This is a genomic window from Pseudomonas koreensis (genome assembly GCF_036668835.1).
Lineage (GTDB): Bacteria > Pseudomonadota > Gammaproteobacteria > Pseudomonadales > Pseudomonadaceae > Aquipseudomonas > Aquipseudomonas koreensis_I.
In genome coordinates this window covers 138,821-157,962 of sequence record NZ_JAZEVW010000009.1, presented here as the reverse complement: position 1 = coordinate 157,962, position 19,142 = coordinate 138,821, and the positions used below count along the sequence as shown (strand labels likewise).

20 protein-coding genes are annotated in these 19,142 nt (G+C 61.4%); 11 read left to right on the top strand and 9 right to left on the bottom strand.

All coding sequences use genetic code 11. The annotated features are described in order from the left end of the window. Positions 1 to 68 precede the first annotated feature (68 nt). On the top strand, positions 69 to 704 hold the full coding sequence (locus tag V6F91_RS22750; protein ID WP_332768378.1) for a pseudouridine synthase: 636 nt from the start codon (positions 69 to 71) through the stop codon (positions 702 to 704). Here V6F91_RS22750 and V6F91_RS22745 read toward each other — a convergent pair. Then, a complete protein-coding gene (locus V6F91_RS22745) occupies positions 699 to 908 on the bottom strand; it encodes a DUF2788 domain-containing protein (RefSeq protein ID WP_007909655.1) in 210 nt (69 codons plus the stop codon). The two genes, V6F91_RS22750 and V6F91_RS22745, sit on opposite strands and share 6 nt — an antisense overlap. Before the next feature lie 281 nt (positions 909 to 1,189). Beyond that, on the bottom strand, positions 1,190 to 1,669 hold the full coding sequence (locus V6F91_RS22740) for an Lrp/AsnC family transcriptional regulator (RefSeq protein WP_007909658.1): 480 nt from the start codon (positions 1,667 to 1,669) through the stop codon (positions 1,190 to 1,192). A 451-nt stretch (positions 1,670 to 2,120) separates the two neighbouring features. Here V6F91_RS22740 and V6F91_RS22735 point away from each other — a divergent pair, with 451 nt between their 5' ends. Then, on the top strand, positions 2,121 to 3,140 hold the full coding sequence (locus tag V6F91_RS22735) for a DUF6515 family protein (protein ID WP_332768376.1): 1,020 nt from the start codon (positions 2,121 to 2,123) through the stop codon (positions 3,138 to 3,140). 27 nt (positions 3,141 to 3,167) lie between these two features. Here V6F91_RS22735 and V6F91_RS22730 read toward each other — a convergent pair whose 3' ends face one another. Next, on the bottom strand, positions 3,168 to 4,070 hold the full coding sequence (locus V6F91_RS22730) for a cation diffusion facilitator family transporter (RefSeq protein ID WP_332768374.1): 903 nt from the start codon (positions 4,068 to 4,070) through the stop codon (positions 3,168 to 3,170). A 12-nt stretch (positions 4,071 to 4,082) separates the two neighbouring features. Beyond that, positions 4,083 to 4,502 (bottom strand): polyribonucleotide nucleotidyltransferase, encoded by a 420-nt coding sequence (locus tag V6F91_RS22725; RefSeq protein WP_332768372.1) that lies wholly within the window; start codon positions 4,500 to 4,502, stop codon positions 4,083 to 4,085. Positions 4,503 to 4,603: 101 nt separating this feature from the next. Here V6F91_RS22725 and hrpB point away from each other — a divergent pair, with 101 nt between their 5' ends. The 3 genes from hrpB to V6F91_RS22710 all read left to right on the top strand — a co-directional run bounded on the left by hrpB (position 4,604) and on the right by V6F91_RS22710 (position 8,264). Further along, positions 4,604 to 7,123: an ATP-dependent helicase HrpB gene (gene hrpB, locus V6F91_RS22720; RefSeq protein ID WP_332768370.1), complete on the top strand. Its 2,520-nt coding sequence runs from the start codon at positions 4,604 to 4,606 to the stop codon at positions 7,121 to 7,123. Between the two features lie 129 nt (positions 7,124 to 7,252). After that, positions 7,253 to 7,825 carry a hypothetical protein gene (locus V6F91_RS22715; RefSeq protein ID WP_332768368.1) on the top strand — a complete coding sequence of 191 codons (573 nt, stop codon included), beginning with the start codon at positions 7,253 to 7,255 and terminating at the stop codon, positions 7,823 to 7,825. Positions 7,826 to 7,838: 13 nt separating this feature from the next. Then, on the top strand, positions 7,839 to 8,264 hold the full coding sequence (locus V6F91_RS22710) for a hypothetical protein (protein WP_332768366.1): 426 nt from the start codon (positions 7,839 to 7,841) through the stop codon (positions 8,262 to 8,264). A gap of 12 nt (positions 8,265 to 8,276) precedes the next feature. Here the strand turns inward: V6F91_RS22710 and V6F91_RS22705 are convergent, their stop codons facing one another. The 3 genes from V6F91_RS22705 to V6F91_RS22695 form a co-directional block, all read right to left on the bottom strand. After that, on the bottom strand, positions 8,277 to 9,197 hold the full coding sequence (locus V6F91_RS22705) for a hypothetical protein (protein WP_332768364.1): 921 nt from the start codon (positions 9,195 to 9,197) through the stop codon (positions 8,277 to 8,279). Positions 9,198 to 9,253: 56 nt separating this feature from the next. Beyond that, the gene (locus V6F91_RS22700; protein ID WP_332768362.1) at positions 9,254 to 10,333 is read right to left on the bottom strand and encodes an endonuclease/exonuclease/phosphatase family protein; all 1,080 of its coding nucleotides are present in this window, start codon (positions 10,331 to 10,333) and stop codon (positions 9,254 to 9,256) included. 75 nt (positions 10,334 to 10,408) lie between these two features. After that, positions 10,409 to 11,083, bottom strand: a complete 675-nt coding sequence (locus tag V6F91_RS22695) for a YciC family protein (protein ID WP_332768360.1) — start codon at positions 11,081 to 11,083, stop codon at positions 10,409 to 10,411. Between the two features lie 177 nt (positions 11,084 to 11,260). Here V6F91_RS22695 and V6F91_RS22690 point away from each other — a divergent pair, with 177 nt between their 5' ends. The 5 genes from V6F91_RS22690 (at position 11,261) to V6F91_RS22670 (ending at position 15,857) form a co-directional block, all read left to right on the top strand. Next, on the top strand, positions 11,261 to 11,998 hold the full coding sequence (locus V6F91_RS22690; RefSeq protein WP_332768359.1) for a DUF2076 domain-containing protein: 738 nt from the start codon (positions 11,261 to 11,263) through the stop codon (positions 11,996 to 11,998). Between the two features lie 139 nt (positions 11,999 to 12,137). Beyond that, positions 12,138 to 12,617 (top strand): NYN domain-containing protein, encoded by a 480-nt coding sequence (locus tag V6F91_RS22685; RefSeq protein ID WP_332768357.1) that lies wholly within the window; start codon positions 12,138 to 12,140, stop codon positions 12,615 to 12,617. 35 nt (positions 12,618 to 12,652) lie between these two features. Continuing rightward, the gene (locus V6F91_RS22680) at positions 12,653 to 13,258 is read left to right on the top strand and encodes a 3'-5' exonuclease (RefSeq protein ID WP_332768355.1); all 606 of its coding nucleotides are present in this window, start codon (positions 12,653 to 12,655) and stop codon (positions 13,256 to 13,258) included. Positions 13,259 to 13,531: 273 nt separating this feature from the next. Beyond that, on the top strand, positions 13,532 to 14,467 hold the full coding sequence (gene yedA, locus V6F91_RS22675) for a drug/metabolite exporter YedA (RefSeq protein WP_332768353.1): 936 nt from the start codon (positions 13,532 to 13,534) through the stop codon (positions 14,465 to 14,467). Positions 14,468 to 14,519: 52 nt separating this feature from the next. Beyond that, a complete protein-coding gene (locus V6F91_RS22670; protein WP_332768351.1) occupies positions 14,520 to 15,857 on the top strand; it encodes a DEAD/DEAH box helicase in 1,338 nt (445 codons plus the stop codon). A gap of 69 nt (positions 15,858 to 15,926) precedes the next feature. Here V6F91_RS22670 and V6F91_RS22665 read toward each other — a convergent pair whose 3' ends face one another. Then, positions 15,927 to 17,174 carry a TIGR03862 family flavoprotein gene (locus V6F91_RS22665; protein ID WP_332768349.1) on the bottom strand — a complete coding sequence of 416 codons (1,248 nt, stop codon included), beginning with the start codon at positions 17,172 to 17,174 and terminating at the stop codon, positions 15,927 to 15,929. Between the two features lie 293 nt (positions 17,175 to 17,467). Beyond that, on the bottom strand, positions 17,468 to 18,388 hold the full coding sequence (locus tag V6F91_RS22660) for a histone deacetylase (protein WP_332768347.1): 921 nt from the start codon (positions 18,386 to 18,388) through the stop codon (positions 17,468 to 17,470). A gap of 96 nt (positions 18,389 to 18,484) precedes the next feature. On the opposite strand from V6F91_RS22660, the gene V6F91_RS22655 reads away from it, so the two are divergent. Next, positions 18,485 to 19,054 (top strand): GNAT family N-acetyltransferase, encoded by a 570-nt coding sequence (locus V6F91_RS22655; protein WP_332768345.1) that lies wholly within the window; start codon positions 18,485 to 18,487, stop codon positions 19,052 to 19,054. The last annotated feature ends 88 nt before the right edge of the window (positions 19,055 to 19,142 follow it).

Below are 19,142 nucleotides of genomic sequence, written 5' to 3'. Positions count from 1 at the left end.
TTAGTCGTGGTCATTTGGCGGTCGGGGCACTAGCATTGTCAGCCCTGATCGCTAAATGTTTTCTTCTTATGTCCCGTCCTCCTCGTCCACCTTCCCGCCGCCCTGGCGCGAAGCCTCAATCGTCCTCGCCGCGCCGTGTTGCCAAGGCACCACCGGCCGAGCCGAAACTGATCCTGTTCAACAAACCGTTCGATGTGCTGACACAGTTCAGCGACGGTGAGGGGCGGGCGACGCTCAAGGATTACATCGATGTACCCGGCATTTATCCGGCCGGACGTCTTGATCGCGACAGCGAAGGCTTGTTGCTGCTGACCAATGACGGGCAGTTGCAGGCGCGCATCGCTGATCCGAAACACAAACTGGCGAAGACTTATTGGGTGCAGGTCGAAGGCGTGCCGACTGCGGAGCAGTTGCAGCGTTTGCGCGACGGTGTCGAGTTGAACGACGGCATGACCCTGCCCGCCGAAGCGCGGCAACTGGACGAGCCGCAGTTGTGGCCGCGCAATCCACCGGTACGCTTTCGCGCGACCATACCGACTTCATGGCTGGAACTGGTGATTCGCGAAGGGCGCAATCGTCAGGTGCGGCGCATGACGGCGGCGGTCGGCCTGCCGACGTTGCGTCTGGTGCGGGTCAGGATTGGTGACTGGACAATCGATGGGCTCGATCAGGGCCACTGGAAAGAAGTGCCGGCGCGCTTATAACGCGCCGGATTCGATCAGGCCGATCACCACACTCTTGATGATGAACGCGGCCACGCCCAGGCCTAGCACGAAAAACAGAATGAACGAGCCAAAGCGCCCGGCCTTGGACTTCTTCGCCAGATCCCAGACGATGAAGCCCATGAAAATGATCAGGATGCTGACCAGACCGGTCATCATCCATTCTTCTAACAGTGCTGGGTCCATTGGCAATCTCCGGCGCGGGGCAGGCTGAAAGGGCGGCGGGGAGTATACGGCATGGTGGGTGGAGTGGCATTGATCTGGGTCTGATCCGCAATGGTTGCCCTCACCCTAGCCCTCTCCCGGAGGGAGAGGGGACCGACCGGGGGATGGTTTTGATCTACGCCGACATGATCTGGCCGCTGTGAATCCATAATCGACTCGATCTATCAGGTCGATGTATAGCGCCAGACATCTCGGTCGGCCCCCTCTCCCTATGGGAGAGGGCTGGGGTGAGGGGCTTTGAGTCAGCTACGCAAATGAGTCAGCGGCAATTCAGTGCTGTTCAAAACCTGATTCAGCACAAAACTCGACCGCACACTTGTAACCCCCTCGATGCGGGTCAAATGCCCCAACAGCAACTTCTGATAGTGATCCATATCCGGCACCACCACCTTCAACTGGTAATCCGCATCCACGCCCGTCACCAGACTGCACTCCAGCACTTGCGGCAACGTGCGAATCGCCGCTTCGAAATTTTCGAAGCGCTCCGGTGTGTGCCGGTCCATGCCGATCAGCACATAGGCCGTCAGGCTCAGCCCGAGCATCTTGCGATCAAGCAGCGCAACCTGGCGCGAGATGTAGCCGTCGTCTTCCAGTTGCTTGACCCGACGCGAGCAAGGCGAGGGCGACAGACCGATGCGCTCGGCCAGCTCCTGGTTGGAGATGCGGGCGTCGCGTTGCAATTCCGCCAAAATACTCAGGTCGTAACGGTCGAGTTTGCTCATCAATCTGTCCTTGGCTGTAACTATTGCGGCGGATTATCTATCCAGGGTTAAAAATTGCGCAAGGGGTGTTTATTTGAGCAATCTTCGCAATCATCTGTCGCGGCGTCCGGCCTATTCTTATCACCAGAATCACTGCTCGGTAACACAGTCCACGCGGCCCGCCCAATCCGGCCCGCCGCGGCCGCCACCCCCACCGGGGTTGTGCCGGCCCCCGAGCTGCACACTGTCCAGAAGACGGCGTGAGGTGAGCCGACGTCAAAAGCGTCGAGCCAGGACGCAATTCTCTGAAAGGGAGGCCGACGGGTCTCCCTTTTTTCTTGCCGGCGATTTCATCTTTGCGCCTCAATAAATAAGTCGCGCGACTGATAACCTGTCGCAGAACCCGGTGGGCCTGTTGCGAGTCTTAGCAACAGGCCCTCCCAATGACAGGCTCCCCGCAGTGAGGAACAACATGAATTCGCGCATCTGGCGTCTGGCCGGTGTTGGTTTGCTGTGTGTGAGTGTCAGTGCGCAAGCGCTGGCCGACGAGCCGCAGAATCGGGGACCCGATGGCGACGGTCGTGGCCAGCAGCATCAGGGCAACGATCAGGGCCGTGGCGGTGATCAACGCGGGCCGGGCAATGCGCCGCGGAACAACGAAATCATTCGTGGCGACAACAGCCGCCAGTTCGAACACAACGGTAATGACCAGGGTTGGCAGAATCGCGACCAGAACCGTCCGGCGTACAACCCCAATCCGGTGCGCCAGCCGCCACCGCCGCCGCAACTGCCGGCCAACAGTCTGCCGATCCAGCCGCGTCCCGACACCGTGCGCCAGACCCAGGAACCGCGTCAGGGTTACTACCGCGACGAGCGTCCGCAGAACGGTTACCACAATCAGCAATGGCAGACCCAGAACCGTCCCGATGACAACCGCTGGCCGGGTCGTCCGAACGGTCATGGCAATGGCTGGGGCCCGGGCCCGCAATACCGTCCGGGCCATGTGATCGACCGTTTCCCGGACCGCGATTACCGCGTGCCGTATCGGGGTCAGGATTATTTCTATTCCGGTGGCTACTGGTATCGCCCGCAAGGCCCGCGCTACATCGTCGTGCAGCCGCCGCGCGGCATTCGCATCCAGTACTTGCCGGATTACGCCCGTGAGGTATGGATCGGCGGCTCGCTGCTGTTCCTCGCCGCCGGCTCCTATTACGCCTATCAGGAAGCGACGCAAGATTACGTGGTGGTCGAGCCGCCGGCACAGCAACCGCCGCAACCACAGGCGCAAGGTTATGACGTCGAAGCTTATCCAGCGAGTGGCCAATCGCCGGAGCAGGTTCAGCAGGACGGCTATCAGTGCTACCAATATGCGGTGCAGCAAAGCGGTTTCGACCCGCGCACCGCGACCTACCAACCGGCGCCCGAAGTGGTTCAGGCGTACCGCCAGGCACAGGGCAACTGCCTGAGCAGTCGCGGCTACCAAGTCAGATAGGGGCAGCTGCAAGCTTCAAGCTATTAGCTACAAGCTTGAAGCTAATAGCTTGTGGCTGCTTTTTACGGGATCTGCGTGCACCAACACTTCGGCCCGTGGGTAGGCCTTGTGGATGGCGTCGGCGGCTTGATCGCTGATGCCGTGAGCGACTGACAGCGTCAACTCTCCCGGCAACTCCAGATGCAACTGCACGAACCAGTGGTTGCCGGAGATCCGCGTGCGCAAGTCATGCGCGCCCAGCACGCCTGGCACACTGCACGCCAGTTCAAGCATGTGCTGGCTGACGTCGGTCGGCAGTTCCTCGTCCATCAATACTGAAAAACTTTCGCGGGCGATCTGAATCGCGCTCCACAAAATGTACGCGGCAATGCCCAGGCCGAACCACGCATCCAGTTGCTCGAAGCCAAACCCGGCCAACACCAGTGCCAGCAGGATGCTGCCGTTGAGCAGCATGTCCGAGCGATAGTGCAGCGAGTCGGCGCGCACGGCATTGGAGCCGGTTTGCTTGATCACCCGGTGCTGCAACACCAGCAAGGCTGCAGTCAGCAGCAGCGAAAACACGATGACGCCGATGCTCAACCAGGGCGCACCGAGTGGCTGCGGCGTCTGCAAACGCTCGTAGGCCTGAAACGCGATCAGCAGCGCACTGCCGCCGATGAACAACGCTTGCGCCATGCCCGCCAGGGATTCCGCTTTGCCGTGGCCATAACGGTGATCGTCATCCGCCGGGCGCAGCGCGTAGTGCACCGCGAGCAGATTGAGCATCGAGGTGACGCCGTCCAGCGCCGAGTCGGTGAGGCCGGCGAGCATGCTCACCGAACCGCTGAGCCACCAGGCGATGGCTTTGGCAATGATCAGCGTGCACGCCACCGCCACCGAGGCGCGAGTCGCCAGGCGCAGCAGGCGAGCATGTTCGGGGCTGGAGGTCATCGATCTTCCTTTCTATGCCGCAGGTTGCAGGCCGAACATCGCCAGTTGCTGGGTGCTGCCCTTGTGCTGGATCAGGCGCGGGTCGTCGAGTGGAAAGTCTCGGCCCAACTCGCTTTCGAGAATCGCCTGCAACTTGTGCTTGTCGACCTGACCGTCCGCGCCGATGGCTGGCTTGAGCTTGGCCGGGTCGATCTGCGCGGTGTGGCCCGGTTCGAAATAGATCGCGCCGGTGGCGAAGTCGACGGCAAACGCGATCAGTCCGGGAATGATGTAGAACAGCAGGCCGACAGCATCGAGCGCGGCAATCGCTGGGTCGATCTTGCCGTCGATCTGGCCGCGACGGTCCGGGTAGAAAATCGACCCGCACGCAGTGATCTGCGTGAGCAGGGTAGCGACCAGAACACCGCCGATCAGGCGAAAAGGTAAGCGCATGGAAATGTCTCCTGAGAGCTGAACAATAACGGCTACTGTTTTGAGTTCAGACTACGCCAAACAGTTCGCCGTTATACTCGCCGATCTGTTTGGGAGCCAGCATGATTTCTTTGCCGATCGACGATGTTTTACCCGCCCTGCGTGAAGCCCTCGCGTCACGCCACGAAGCCGTGCTCGAAGCACCGCCCGGTGCCGGTAAAACCACCCGCGTGCCGCTGGCCTTGCTTGATCAAGCGTGGCTCGCCGGGCAGACCATTCTGATGCTTGAACCGCGCCGTCTGGCCGCGCGTGCCGCTGCAGAACGTCTGGCCAGCGAGTTGGGCGAGCAGGTCGGGGAAACCGTCGGTTACCGCATTCGTCTGGACAGCAAGGTCGGCCCGAAGACGCGCATCGAGGTGGTCACCGAAGGCATTCTTACCCGCCGCTTGCAGGATGACCCGGCGCTGGAAGGCGTGGGTCTGCTGATTTTCGATGAGTTTCACGAGCGCAGCCTCGACGCCGACCTGGCGCTGGCCCTGAGTCTGAACGGTCGCGAGCTGTTTCGCGCTGAACAGCCGCTGAAGATTCTGCTGATGTCGGCCACGCTCGAAGGCGAGCGTCTGGCCGGGTTGCTCGATGACGCCCCGATCCTGCGCAGCGAAGGGCGCATGTATCCGGTGACGATGCGTTGGGGCCGACCGTTTCAGCCCGGCGAATATATCGATCAACGCGTCACGCAAACCGTGCTGGAAGCCCTCCACGATGAAACCGGCAGCCTGCTGGTGTTCTTGCCGGGGCAGGCGGAAATCCGTCGCGTGCATCAGCAATTGGCCGACGCCATCGGCTCGCGCAGCGATGTGTTGCTCTGCCCGCTGCACGGCGAACTCGACCTCAATGCCCAGCGTGCGGCGATCGATCCGGCGCCGCCCGGTCAGCGCAAGGTGGTGCTGGCGACCAACATCGCCGAGACCAGCCTGACCATCAACGGCGTACGCGTGGTGATCGATGCCGGGCTGGCGCGAGTGCCGCGTTTCGATCCCGGCAGCGGCATGACCCGCCTCGACACCCTGCGCATCTCAAAAGCCAGCGCCACCCAGCGTGCCGGCCGTGCCGGGCGACTCGAACCGGGCGTTTGCTACCGCTTGTGGTCGCAGGATCAGCACGAACAGCTCGCCGCTTATGGCAGCGCCGAAATTCTCTCGGCGGATCTCGCCAGCCTCGCCCTGCAACTGGGCCGCTGGGGTGTAACGCCGAATGAACTGGTGTGGCTGGATGTGCCACCCGCGGCGGCGTATGCCCAGGCGCAGGATCTGCTGCAGCGCCTCGGTGCGCTGCAAGGCGAGGCGCTGACCCCGCATGGCCAGGCCATGGCCGAACTGCCGGCGCATCCGCGTATCGGCCATTTACTGTTGCGCGGTCAGGCGTTGGGCCTGGCGAACATGGCTTGCGATGTCGCAGCGCTGCTTGGTGAGCGCGATATCCTGCGCGGCGCCGGCGCGGACTTGCACAGTCGTCTGGCCTTGCTTTCGGGTGAAGACCGCGCGACGCGTGGTGCGCAGGGCGGGGTGCAACGCGCACGGCAATTGGCGCGGCAATATCGCGGTTACCTGCGCGGCAAGGCCAGCGCGCCGGTCAGTGATCCCGAGCACCCGCGCTGGCTCGGCGCGTTGCTGGCGTTGGCCTACCCGGACCGCGTCGCCCAGCAACGGCGCGCCGGTGGTGCCGAATATCGCTTGGCCAATGGTCGCGCCGCGCTGTTCGCCGAAGCCGACAGCCTGATGAAACAGCCGTGGATCGTCATCGCCGACCTCGGCAGCCGTCAGGGCCAGCGCGAGGAGCGGATTTATCTGGCGGCGGATTTCGATCCGGCGCTGTTCGACTCGGTACTCGCCGAACAGGTGCACAGCGTCGATCAACTGGACTGGGACGAGCGCGAAGGCGTACTGCGTGCCGAGCGTCAGCGCAAGGTCGGCGAGCTGATCCTCAGCCGCGAACCGTTGACCGGTCTGGATGAAACTGCGCGCAGTCAGGCGCTGGTCAATCTGGTCCGCCGCAAAGGTCTCGAGCTGTTGCCGTGGACCCCGGAACTGCGCCAGTGGCAGGCACGGGTGGCGCTGCTGCGCCAGCTCGATCTGAGTCATCAGGACGACAGCCAGTGGCCGGATGTCAGTGACGCAACGCTGCTCGACACTCTGGAAGACTGGCTGATGCCGTATCTGGGCAAAGTCTCGCGACTCAGCCATTTTGCCAACCTCGACTTGTCGAGCATTGTGCGCAATCTGCTGCCTTGGCCGCTGCCGCAAAAGCTCGACGAGCTGGCGCCGCACCATTTGAGCGTGCCGTCGGGCTCCTCGATTCGCCTGGATTACAGCGAGTCGCCGCCGATTCTCGCGGTGCGCTTACAGGAGCTGTTCGGCCTCGACGACACACCGCGAATTGCCGGCGGGCGGCAAGTGGTCAAGTTGCATCTGCTGTCGCCGGCGCGCCGTCCGGTGCAGGTGACACAGGATCTGGCCAACTTCTGGCGCAGTACCTATGCCGAAGTGAAAAAGGATCTGAAGGGCCGCTATCCGAAGCATTACTGGCCGGATGATCCGCTGGTTGCCGAAGCCACTGCGCGGGCAAAACCCCGGGGCACCTGACCCGCAATGGCAGCGCGCCATTAGCCCATCCGTGCTAATTGCCCTTGTTTGTGCAGGCTCGCAAAATCGCGGCCTGAACAATAACAAGTGTTGCTGCCTGCAACTTGTGCCCAAGGAACGGAACTGCCCATGTCATCTTTTTTCAAGTTCAAGAAGTCGCTCTTCTTGTCGGCTGCGCTGCTGGTCGCCTCTAGTTCGGCAATGGCCGAAGAGCCCAATGCGATTGGCGACTGGTGGATCATTTACGGCAACGGCGTTGCTCAGAAAAACATCATGTACGTTGCGGATGCGACTTCGGTGGTGCCTTCGGAAAAAACCAAAGGCGCGACCATGATCGCGGTGACCCTGGTCTACGAAGAGCCCGGCAAACCGATGATCGACGTCTACAACCTCGAAGCCCAGTGCTCTACGGGCAAAGTACGTTTTATTAACGGCCAGTCCATCGAACGTCTCGCTTATACCCTGCGTCATCTGAAAGTTGCCAATCAATGGCAGACCCCGAAAGAGTTCTGGGTTCAGCAGGCGCTGAAGTTTGCCTGCGCGCCGGGCAGTCGGGCTAAAAACGACATGGCCGCCGTGGGCAAGATGGAATACCTGCAGATGATCGAGATGCTCCAGCAGATGTTCTTCAAGCTCGCGCCGATTCAGCAAAAGAGCCAGATGATGGACAACATCGACAGTCTGCTCGAACTGAAAAAATAAGCCGGGACTTCACATGACTTGCACACGCTCATTACTGACAACCCTGTTGGCGGGATTGCTCTTGACCGGCTGTTCCACCATCGCGCAGAGCCGTTGGGAAGGCCGCGACCTTCAGGAGGCACTGAACCTGTTTGGTACGCCCGATTCGATGCAAAAGGAAACCGGCCCGAACGGCGAACCTTTGGCCGTGCTCACCTGGTTCAAGTCCGCGAGCTGGAGCACCACCGAAGCGGCCGGCACATCAATGAACCACACCGGCAATGGCATGGTTTACACCGAGCACTATCAACAGGTCGGGCACAGCTCAACCTGCAAGTTGCAGGCAAAGATCAATCAACAGAAAAAGATCGCCCAGTTCCTGATCGAGGATGGGCGGATACTGCACGGCAAGTGCGCCAATGTTCGCTATGTTCCCGGCTATGTCCCTCCGGGCCTCTGAAGCGATCGACGATCATGGTGATGCGAAAACCGTCTCGACCCAGCCTTGCAAGGTGTATTTGCGATAGATCTGTTCGGGCACGTCGACGTATGGGGCGCAAACGAACGCTGACGGAATCACCGGATCGGCCTCGTCGATCACCAGAATGTTCGCCGGGTTGTAGAAGTCATAGTCGACCACGCTGGGGTTGGTGGTAATGACTTTCTTGCGTGCGGCCATGGCTTCGAAAAAACGGAAGCTCAACCCGGCCTGACCGGGTTTGGCGATGTCGAGGATGATCCACGAGCGCTTGACCAGCGCGCCGACCGTGTCCAGTGGCAGGCGTTGCTCGAAAAACGTGATCCCGGGATGCGCGCCCGGGATCGGTTTGCACTGCACCAGAAACTTGTAGTCGCTGACGCCAAGCCGATCGAACGCTCTTGCCAGGCCTTCGAGCGCCGGGACACGGTCCTTGCCGGCCATGACCACGAAGGCGCTGTAGTCACCTTCGCCCGCGCTCGCGTCGTAGTCGTCGTAAATGAAGTTGTGCAGTTTCTTCAGGCCGTATTGCTGCGCATTCTGCGGATCGAACGAAAATACCTCATCATAGACGGCCAGCGCTTCGCGGCTCATGGGCCAGCGACTGAAGCTGTCGTAGAGGTAGGCGATCTTGCGCGAAGACGCGTCCAGGCCGATAGCCAAATGCTCTGAGTCTATTTGTGCCGGGTTGATAACGAGGGCAACGTCAAACGGCCCGTGTGCCTCTACTGCCTTTTTGAACTGGCGTAATTTGGCCCAGCGTCTGAGCGGGCGGCGCAGAATTTTCGGCGCCCGGTTGAACGCATCGGCCATCAACGCCGTATCGATGAAGCACACATCGTTGTCGGCCCGTAAATGATCCGCCAGCTTGCGCGCATAACCGCCAATGTCCTTGCACACCAATAAGATTTTCATGGCTTTCCATGTCGTGAATTGGGGACCGTCGACTACACCGGTCGTTCGCCGTGCAGCTAAGGCGCGGCGGGCAACAAGAAGCGCGCAATCACCGGCAGGTGATCGGAAATGCGCAACGTATCGTCCTGGCGCACTCGCGCTTCGATGCGTTTGATCTTCGGGCTGTAGAACAGGTAGTCGACGGTACGATCCGGGCCGTTCAGACCGGGATCGTTGGGGTAATGGGTCAGCCACATCGCGCGATCGATGCCGCTGGCTTCATTGTTGGTAGGGATCATCGGGTACTTGTCCCACAGCAAGTGCAGCTCGCTGTCGGCCAGGTAGGGCCTGCGCTGCTCGGCCGAAAGACGCCGGTACTGGCCCAGCGGCAGCAGGTTGAAGTCGCCGCCAATCAGCCATGGCAAGCCCTGGCTTTCGTATTTGTCGAGTACCTTGGCCACCGCACTCACTTGCGCTTGCAAGGTCGCGTCCGGTTGGCTGGCCTGTTCCAGATGAGTGTTGAAAAGGGTCAATTGCCCGCCATCGCTCAGCGGCAGTTTGCTGACCAGCAAGGCATCCTTGGGCTGGAACTGGCGGCTGATGACATTGGCGTCCGCCACCGGCAGTTGCAGGCGCTCGGCGTGTTCGATGCGATAGCGGCTGAGGGTTGCCAACTGCCGGCCGACGCTGCCGAACACCTGCGGCTCGGGGACGAAGTCGGCTTTCCAGTCAAACGCGCTGACGCTGCACGGATACAGATCGGCGACCCGTTCCTGCAACAACTTAAGCTGGTCCTGGTAGTCGCTGGCCTTGGCGCCGTCGTCAAGTTCCTGCAACAGCACCACGTCGGGCTGCTCGTCGCGAATTACCCGCGCCACTTCATCGAGGCTGAACGCCATGTCTTCTGCAGTCGGTGCTTCGTCGTTGCCCTGGGCCAGGTCATTCCAGAATACGTAGCGCTTGCCGGCGAGGTATTGCACGTTCCAGGTCATGACCTTCAGCGCCTGGCCCGGCACCAGCGTCGGTGCTGTAGCGGTGCAACTGACCGGCAGGGTTTCTCGGGCGTCGGGGCGCCAGGTCAGGCTGAAGATCAGCGTGCCGATCACCACGATGGCCAGTACAACCAACAACAACGAGTAGCGCAGTAGACGGGTCATGGCTCGGCTTATAGCGTTACAGAAAGTGGCCCCGAGCATACCTGACGGTCGGCGCGAAGCCCAAGCGCTGCGCGGTCAGATCGTTCCGTCACGCTTGTCAGGCAATTCGCTGATCAGCATGAACAGGCGGAACAGGACGACGCTGGTGAACAACTGCAGGAAGCTGTGAGCACTGTCGATCAGCATTGCAATCAACGGATTCTGCGGTTCGGGATAGACCGCCAGTGTTGCGCCTTTGAGCAGCCACAGCGGCGTCATCACACAGAGGATGCACAGCAGGATTCGCCAGAAATGTCCGCGGGTCAGGCGCAGGCTTTCCTTCATCGCCTGCAAAGGGCCCATGCCGCGCAGCACCAGCAGGTACTCGCCAAACGCGAGCATGACCATCAGGATCAGGCCCGGCAGGAAGTACAGCGACAGGCCTAGCAGAATCAGCAGTGTATTGAGCGCCGTCAGCAGGGCGAAGCGCGGCCACAGGGTCGCGGCCATCGCCAGCAGGTCACGGTTGCGCGGCGACTCGCCACGGCTGCGCGCATCGAGAAACAGAATCAGTGCAGCGGTGTACAACGGGTACACCAGCAGGCCGACAATGATGCTGACTGCAGAAAAACCTTCGGGCCCGCTGGCGTGATCGACCGCCTGTTGCAGAAACGCCTCGAAAATCACCAGCGGCAGACACAACTGCACGATGCGGCCCAGATGGCGTTTAAAAAAATACAGGGAGTCGCGCAGTACTTCGAAGGCATTCATCAGTCGGTATCGCAGGTCGAAAACAGTGGCTCACTTTAACCGATGCTGTGCGCAGCGACACAAACGTAAACATTCGGTAAAGGTCATTGAAACGTTTTGTCACTGTCTCCATTACAGGAGAGCACCGCGCCCAGAGTGGGCACGGGCACGTTATTACCGGCAATCTACGAGGTCGCCATGAACAGCGAAGAGCAAACCCTGATCGATGGACTGTTTTCCCGGCTGCAACAGGCCGAAACGGAGGCAGCCCCGCGTGACGCCCAGGCCGAGGCGCGGATCAAGGAACACCTGACGCGCCAGCCGGCGGCAGGCTATTTCATGACCCAGGCGATTCTGGTGCAAGAGGCGGCGCTCAAGAGCCTCAATGAACAGAACCAGCAACTGACTCAGCAGGTCCAGCGTCTACAGGCCGAATTGCAATCGGCCAAGGCCCAGAGTGGCGCGCCGGCGGCGAGCGGAGGCGGTGGTTTCCTGTCGAGTATCTTTGGCGGCGGCAGTTCGCGCCCGGCACCATCGCAAAGTGCCGCCCCGGCAGCCACTGGCGGCTGGCGTGAACCGGCGCCGCAGCAGAGCTTCCAGGCTCCAGCGCCCCAGCAGAACTTCGGCACCGCGCCGCCCAACTACGCGCAACAAGCGGCGCCTGCGGCAGGCAACAGCTTCCTTGGCGGCGCTTTGAAAACCGCGGCGGGTGTAGCCGGCGGCGTGATGCTCGCGCAAGGCATCAGCAGTCTGTTTCATCACAACCAGCAACCGCAGGAAATCGTTGAGGTGATCAAGGAAGAACCGGCTCAGGTCGCCGACCAGAGCAATAACGGCTGGGGCGATGATCAACGCGTGGCCGATAACGGTTTCACCGACACCGATTACAACAACGACAGCTCGTCGTTCTTCGATGACGACGATTCCTTCGTCTGACTCCACCATTCGTCCGGAGCCCCTCGGGGCTTCGGGCCGATTATTCGCGGAACCTTCCCTCGGGCTGGCATACTGAGCGCCTTTTTCGGGCCCAGGGCCTGATCCCGCTTCGTGCGCGTGCGCACCCACAGGAACTCCGGTGAAAAAAATCGCAGTGTTCGCCGACGTGCAGAACCTCTACTACACCGTGCGTCAGGCCTATGGTTGCCATTTCAACTACGCCGCGTTGTGGGCCGACATCAGCAAGGGCGGGCAGATCGTCGAGGCCTACGCCTACGCAATCGACCGCGGCGACAGCAAGCAGCAGCAGTTCCAGCAGATCCTGCGCAACCTCGGTTTCACCGTGAAGCTCAAACCCTACATCCAGCGCAGCGACGGTTCGGCCAAGGGCGACTGGGACGTGGGCATCACCCTCGACATCATGGACGCCGCCGACCATGTCGACGAAATCGTCCTGGCGTCCGGTGACGGCGATTTCGACATGCTGCTCGAACGCATCATCAGCAAACACGGCGTGCAAGCGGTGGCTTACGGTGTACCCGGCCTGACCGCCAACTCGTTGATCCGCGCCGCCAGCCGCTACGTGCCGATCGAAGGCGCGCTGTTGCTGAAGAATTAAGCTCAAGCATTGATTTGAACGGAGTTGAACCCGGTTTGGAACGCATTGCAGTCATCGACTTTGAAACCACTGGCCTTGCGCCGAACAGCAGCTGCCGCGCCACGGAAATCGCCGTGGTCATGCTGGAGAACGGCCGCATCGTCGAGCGTTACCAAAGTTTGATGAACGCTGGCGTACGCGTCCCGGCGTTCATCGAACAACTCACCGGTATCAGCAACGCCATGCTGCGCAGCGCGCCGTCCGCCGAGCGGGTGATGGAAGAAGTCAACGAATTCGTCGGCTGCACGCCATTACTGGCGCACAACGCCTCGTTCGACCAGAAGTTCTGGGATTTTGAACTGGGGCGGATCAAGCGCACACGCTTGCAGAACTTTGCCTGCTCCTTGTTGCTGGCGCGGCGCCTGATGCCGGCGGCACCGAATCACAAGCTCGGCACCCTCACCACCTTCGCCAGCCTGCCACACACCGGCCAGGCTCACCGGGCCATGGCCGACGCCGAAATGGCAGCCAACCTGATGGCGCATCTGGCCGACGAGTTGCGGCACAAACATGGCGTGCGCGAGCTGAACCATGACCTGCTGTGCAAATTGCAGAAAGTCCCGGCTGCCAAGGTCACCGAACACCTGCTGCGCTATCGCTGATCCCAGGCACTACGAGCGATCGTTCCCACGCTCTTCGTGGGAATGATCCAAACCCGTGGGAGCGAGCCTGCTCGCGAAAGCGACTGTTCACTCAACATGGATGTCTGCTGATGCACCGCCTTCGCGAGCAGGCTCGCTCCCACAGGGACCTTATGGGGCTCGGCTGCTTTCATTCAAAAGTGTACCGGCGCGATAAACAGGTTTTGTAACTTATTTTTGCGCAGCAGCCTTTCTAGAATAAGCCATTTCCTGACACTGACTGTCGAGCTGCCCATGCCTGCCTTGCGCCGTTTTTCCTTGCCGCTGATTGCCGCGTTTTTTGCGCTGTATGTGATCTGGGGATCGACCTATCTGGTGATCCGCATTGGCGTTGAATACTGGCCGCCGCTGATGCTGGGCGGGGTGCGCTTTGTGATTGCCGGCGCGTTGATGTACGCCTTCCTGCGCTGGCGCGGGGCGCCGGCGCCGACCTGGGCGCAGTGGAAGGCGGCGGGGCTGATCGGGATTTTGCTGCTCAGTTTCGGTAATGGCGCGGTGAGCGTGGCCGAGCACACCGGTGTGGCTTCCGGCGTGGCGGCGCTGGCGGTGGCGACGGTGCCGCTGTTTACCTTGTTGTTCGGCTATTTCTGGGGCGCGCGTAATACCCGTCTCGAGTGGGCCGGGGTGGCGCTGGGGATTATCGGCATCGCCATGCTCAACATGGGCACCAACCTGCAATCCAGCCCGCTTGGCGCCGCATTGTTGATTTTCGCCGCGGCGACCTGGGCGTTCGGTTCGGTGTGGAGTAAATATCTGCCATTGCCGCAGGGGGCCATGGCCAGCGCGGTGGAAATGCTGGTCGGCGGTGTCGTACTGCTGATCGGCAGCGCGGTGAGCGGTGAACACCTGCAAGCGCTGCCGCCGGTCGAAGGCTGGCTGGCGCTGGCCTACCTGATTTTCTTCGGCTCGATCATCGCCTTCAATTCCTACATGTACCTGCTCAAGCATGTGCGCCCGGCGGCGGCAACCAGTTATGCCTACGTCAACCCGGCCGTCGCCGTACTGCTGGGGATCGTGTTTGTGGGCGAGACCATTGGTGTCGAAGAAGCGCTGGCGATGCTGGTGATCATCAGCGCCGTATTGCTGATCAGCCTGCCGCAGTGGCGTCGTCCGAAGCAAGTGCCGGTCGAGGAGGCGCAAGCCGATCCGACGGAAGCGCGTACGAATTAGGGTAAACTGCGCGGCATTGCATCCCCGCGTCACTTTTTCCTACGGTAATCCCATGACTTTCGCCTCCCTTGGCCTGATCGAACCCTTGCTGCGCTCCCTCGAGACGCTCGGCTACCAGACCCCGACGCCGGTGCAGGCGCAAGCCATTCCGGCCGTGCTGGCCGGTCGCGACCTGATGGCGGCGGCGCAGACCGGCACCGGCAAGACTGCCGGTTTCGCCTTGCCGCTGTTGCAGTTGCTGGCCATGGAAGGGCCGAAAGTCACCGCTAATTCGGCGCGTGCGCTGATTCTGGTGCCGACCCGCGAACTGGCCGAGCAGGTCCACGAGGCCGTGCGTCAGTACGCGGAAAATCTGCCGCTGCGCACTTATGCGGTGTACGGCGGTGTCAGCATCAACCCGCAGATGATGAAGCTGCGCGGCGGCGTCGATGTGCTTGTCGCCACGCCCGGCCGCTTGATCGACCTGCTCCGCCAGAACGCGCTGAAACTCAATCAGCTGCAAACTCTGGTGCTGGATGAAGCCGACCGTATGCTCGACCTGGGCTTCTCCGAAGAACTGGCGAACATTTACCGCATGCTGCCGAAAAAGCGCCAGACGCTGTTGTTCTCGGCCACCTTCTCCGATGACATCCGCCTGCTGGCCGGGCAGATGCTCAACGATCCGCTGAGCGTCGAAGTCAGCCCGCGCAACGTGGCGGCCAACACGGTCAAGCAGTGGATCGTCACGGTCGACAAAAAGCGCAAGGCCGAGCTGTTCGTGCACTTGATGCGCAAGAACAAGTGGAAGCAAGTGCTGGTGTTCGCCAAGACCCGCAACGGTGTCGATGCGCTGGTGGAAAAACTCCAGGGCCTGGGCGTCAACGCCGACGGTATCCACGGCGACAAACCACAGGCGACCCGCCAGCGTGCGCTGGACCGGTTCAAGCTCAGCGAAGTGCAGATTCTGGTGGCGACCGATGTGGCCGCCCGTGGTCTGGACATTGAAGATCTGCCGCTGGTGGTGAACTTCGACCTGCCGATCGTCGCCGAGGATTACATTCACCGTATCGGTCGTACCGGGCGCGCGGGTGCGACCGGTGAGGCGATCTCCCTGGTGTGTGCCGATGAAGTGAACATGCTCTCGGCGATTGAGATGCTCACGCGCCAGACCTTGAAGCGTCAGAACGAGCCGGACTTTGAACCGGAGCACCGCGTGCCGGATACCGATGCTAGCGGTCAGGTGATCAAGAAGCCGAAGAAACCGAAAAAGCCCAAAGCGTCCGGCGGTGGTGGCAAGCGTAATCTGGGCAAGTGGGTGGACAGCGGTGATTCGCAGGCGCCGGAACCGTCGATCAAGCCTGTGCGCAAGGTGCCGGTGTTCAATACCGGGCCGCGTAAGCGCAAGCCTTAAAGGCAGCTTTGAGTGGCAAGCTGCAAGCTGCAAGTTAGAAGCGCTTTGCTTTGGCTTGCAGCTTGAAGCTCAAAGCTTGCCGCTGCTTTTAAGCCATTGCAGCATTCCCAACCCCGCCGCCCGCCCACTGGCGAAACACCCAGTCAGTAAGTACCCACCCGTCGGTGCTTCCCAATCAAGCATTTCGCCGGCGCAGAACACCCCCGGCAGCGCCTTGAGCATCAAGCGCTCATCCATCGCCTCGAACGTCACCCCGCCGGCGCTGCTGATCGCTTCGTCCAGCGGACGGGTTTTCACCAAGGTCAGCGGCAGCGCTTTGATCGCGCGGGCCAGCAGCACCGGATCGGCAAACGTCTCGGCATCGGTCAACTCACGCAACAGCGCCGCTTTCACCCCATCAATCCCGACCTGACTGTGCAGATGCTTGGCCATCGAGCGCGAACCGCGTGGTTTGCTCAACGCTGCCTGCAATTTATCCACAGGGCGGCCGGGTAGCAGGTCGATGTGGATAACCGCTGCGCCATAGCGATTGATCGCCTCGCGGATTGGCGCCGACAGGGCATAGATCAGGCTGCCTTCGATCCCGGTCGCCGTAATGACGCATTCGCCCAAGCGAGGAACGTCGTCGTCCAGGCCGATGGCGATGTTTTTCAGCGGCGCACCGGCGAATTTGTTCACCATCAATTCGCTCCAGGCCTGAACCTCGAAGCCGCAATTACTCGGCTGCAACGGCGCCAGATCCACGCCGCGCTGCTCCAGCGGCAACATCCAGGCGCCATCCGAGCCCAGGCGCGACCAACTGCCGCCGCCGAGGGCCAGTAACGTAGCGTCGGGGCTGACGCGGATTTCACCGTTCGGACTGTCGACGCGCAAGGCGCCGTGCTCATCCCAGCCGAGCCAGCGGTGGCGGGTGTGGATAACCACGCCGCTGTCGCGCAAGCGCTTGAGCCAGGCGCGCAGCAGCGGGGCGGCTTTCATGTCGGTGGGAAATACGCGACCGGAACTGCCGATGAAGGTTTCGATGCCCAGCGCATGAATCCACTGACACAACGCATCAGCGTCGAAACCGCGCAGCAGCGGGGCGATGTGCGGTGCGCGTTCGGCGTAGCGCGAGAGGAAGGTCGGGTAAGGTTCGGAGTGGGTAATGTTCATGCCGCCGACCCCGGCGAGTAGAAACTTGCGCCCCACCGAGGGCATGCCGTCGTACAGATCGACGCGGACTCCGGCCTGGCTCAGCACTTCGGCGGCCATCAGGCCGGCGGGGCCGCCGCCGATGATGGCGACGTGAGCAGTAATGGGGGCGGAGTTCTGGGTCATGGGCGGTGCGCTGCGGTATGGCGGGATGAGGCGCGCATTCTAACAGCGCCGCTCCTTGTGGTAGAGCCCATGTGGGAGCGAGCCTGCTCGCGAAGGCGGTGGGTCAGTCAATTTGATGTTGAATGTGCGAACGCTTTCGCGAGCAGGCTCGCTTCCACAGGTCCAGTGGTGAATTCTATGCTGGTCAAAAAACAAACAGTTCGCTGTACACCTCGCCCCGTATGGCCTGCAACCCCTTTCACTCAGGTTATCCACAGGCAGTTCCACAGCGATTGTGGGTAACGCAGCACACCTCAGTGACAACCGTGTGAATCCCACACGCGCTGCGCGCTGTGGTGGAGGATACCGTGGCGACGGGCGAGGGCGTGGCGGTCCTTGCTGTAGCCGCCGCCGATTACCCCGACCACCGGAATGTCGCGGCCGAGGCAATGGCGCATCACGTTTTCATCGCGGGCGGCAACGCCTTCGTCGGTCAATTGCAGATAGCCGAGAGCATCGTCCTTGTGCACATCGACGCCGGCGTCGTACAGCACCAGATCCGGTTGATACAGCGGCAACAGGTAGTTGAGCGTGTCATCGACAACCTGCAGATAATCAGCATCACCCATGCCTTTTGGCAGCGGAATGTCCCAGTCGCTGTCGGCCTTGCGTGCGGGAAAATTCTTCTCGCAGTGCAGGGAAACGGTAATCGCCTCCGGTGTGTCGTGGAGAATCCGCGCGGTGCCGTCGCCCTGATGTACATCGCAATCGAAGATCAGGACGCGATTGACCCGGCCGCTTTGCAGCAGGTACTGGCTGATGATCGCCAGGTCATTAAAGATGCAGAAACCCGCCGGATAATCGTAATGCGCGTGATGGGTGCCGCCCGCCAGGTGGCAGGCCAGGCCGTGCTCCAGAGCTTTCTCCGCCGCGAGGATCGAACCACCGACCGCGCGCACCGTGCGCCGCGCCAAGGCCTCGTTCCATGGCAAGCCGAGACGCCGTTGGTCTTCGCGGGACAACTCGCCGCTCATGTAGCGTTCGATATAGCTGCGGTCATGGGCGAGGGCGAGGATATCGTTGGGGCAGATCTGCGGCCGCAGCAGATCAGCGTCGCGGGTCAGGCCCGTGTCGACCAGGTGATCGCGCAGCAGGCGGAACTTGTCCATCGGGAAGCGGTGATCCGCCGGGAACTCGGGGCTGTAGTCTTCGTGGTAGATCAGCGGCAAAGGCATGGTGATGTCTGATATTGGCGGGTCATTCGGGAATTCGGCGCAGCGCTGACGATCCTACCAGCGATGTAGACTGGCGGCATGGAAATGGAGAACACGATGGAGCCAATACTGGAACTGCAAAGCGCACGCTTGCTGATGCGACAGTGGCATGACGAGGATTTGCCGGCGTTTGCGGCAATGTGTGCCGATCCGCAGGTGATGCGCTACTTTCCGGCACCCTTGACCCGGCTGGAAAGCGCGGCGGTGATCGGGCGCGTACGCGGGCATTTTTCCGAGCACGGCTTTGGCCTGTGGGCGCTGGAGCGCAAGGACACCGGCGAATTCATCGGTTTCACCGGGCTCGGCGTGGTCGGCTTTGATGCGCCGTTCACCCCCGCCGTGGAAATCGGCTGGCGCCTGGCCAAGGAACATTGGGGCCTGGGTTATGCCAGTGAAGCGGCGTGGACCGCGTTGCGCGCCGGTTTCGACCAATTGAAGCTGGAAGAAATCGTCTCGTTCACCGCGCAAAGCAACCTGCCCTCGGAGAAGGTCATGCAGGCGATCGGCATGCACCACGATCCACAGGATGATTTCGATCACCCCAAGCTTGCCGCCGACCATCCGTTGCGTCGGCATGTGCTGTACCGCATCAGCCGCGAACAATGGTTGCAAACCTTGCATGAATAAGCCGACACGGACGTTTACAATGGCCGCCAAATCATTGGCCCGCGCCAGAATCTGAATCGGCCGCCGCAGCCAAGACTGCGCGGCACTG

Bases quoted from the DNA above. Each gene is read 5' to 3' on its own strand.
- V6F91_RS22750 (WP_332768378.1), top strand. From the start codon at position 69: ATGTCCCGTCCTCCTCGTCCACCTTCCCGCCGCCCTGGCGCGAAGCCT.
- V6F91_RS22745 (WP_007909655.1), bottom strand. From the start codon at position 908: ATGGACCCAGCACTGTTAGAAGAATGGATGATGACCGGTCTGGTCAGC.
- V6F91_RS22740 (WP_007909658.1), bottom strand. From the start codon at position 1,669: ATGAGCAAACTCGACCGTTACGACCTGAGTATTTTGGCGGAATTGCAA.
- V6F91_RS22735 (WP_332768376.1), top strand. From the start codon at position 2,121: ATGAATTCGCGCATCTGGCGTCTGGCCGGTGTTGGTTTGCTGTGTGTG.
- V6F91_RS22730 (WP_332768374.1), bottom strand. From the start codon at position 4,070: ATGACCTCCAGCCCCGAACATGCTCGCCTGCTGCGCCTGGCGACTCGC.
- V6F91_RS22725 (WP_332768372.1), bottom strand. From the start codon at position 4,502: ATGCGCTTACCTTTTCGCCTGATCGGCGGTGTTCTGGTCGCTACCCTG.
- hrpB (WP_332768370.1), top strand. From the start codon at position 4,604: ATGATTTCTTTGCCGATCGACGATGTTTTACCCGCCCTGCGTGAAGCC.
- V6F91_RS22715 (WP_332768368.1), top strand. From the start codon at position 7,253: ATGTCATCTTTTTTCAAGTTCAAGAAGTCGCTCTTCTTGTCGGCTGCG.
- V6F91_RS22710 (WP_332768366.1), top strand. From the start codon at position 7,839: ATGACTTGCACACGCTCATTACTGACAACCCTGTTGGCGGGATTGCTC.
- V6F91_RS22705 (WP_332768364.1), bottom strand. From the start codon at position 9,197: ATGAAAATCTTATTGGTGTGCAAGGACATTGGCGGTTATGCGCGCAAG.
- V6F91_RS22700 (WP_332768362.1), bottom strand. From the start codon at position 10,333: ATGACCCGTCTACTGCGCTACTCGTTGTTGTTGGTTGTACTGGCCATC.
- V6F91_RS22695 (WP_332768360.1), bottom strand. From the start codon at position 11,083: ATGAATGCCTTCGAAGTACTGCGCGACTCCCTGTATTTTTTTAAACGC.
- V6F91_RS22690 (WP_332768359.1), top strand. From the start codon at position 11,261: ATGAACAGCGAAGAGCAAACCCTGATCGATGGACTGTTTTCCCGGCTG.
- yedA (WP_332768353.1), top strand. From the start codon at position 13,532: ATGCCTGCCTTGCGCCGTTTTTCCTTGCCGCTGATTGCCGCGTTTTTT.
- V6F91_RS22670 (WP_332768351.1), top strand. From the start codon at position 14,520: ATGACTTTCGCCTCCCTTGGCCTGATCGAACCCTTGCTGCGCTCCCTC.
- V6F91_RS22665 (WP_332768349.1), bottom strand. From the start codon at position 17,174: ATGACCCAGAACTCCGCCCCCATTACTGCTCACGTCGCCATCATCGGC.
- V6F91_RS22660 (WP_332768347.1), bottom strand. From the start codon at position 18,388: ATGCCTTTGCCGCTGATCTACCACGAAGACTACAGCCCCGAGTTCCCG.
- V6F91_RS22655 (WP_332768345.1), top strand. From the start codon at position 18,485: ATGGAGCCAATACTGGAACTGCAAAGCGCACGCTTGCTGATGCGACAG.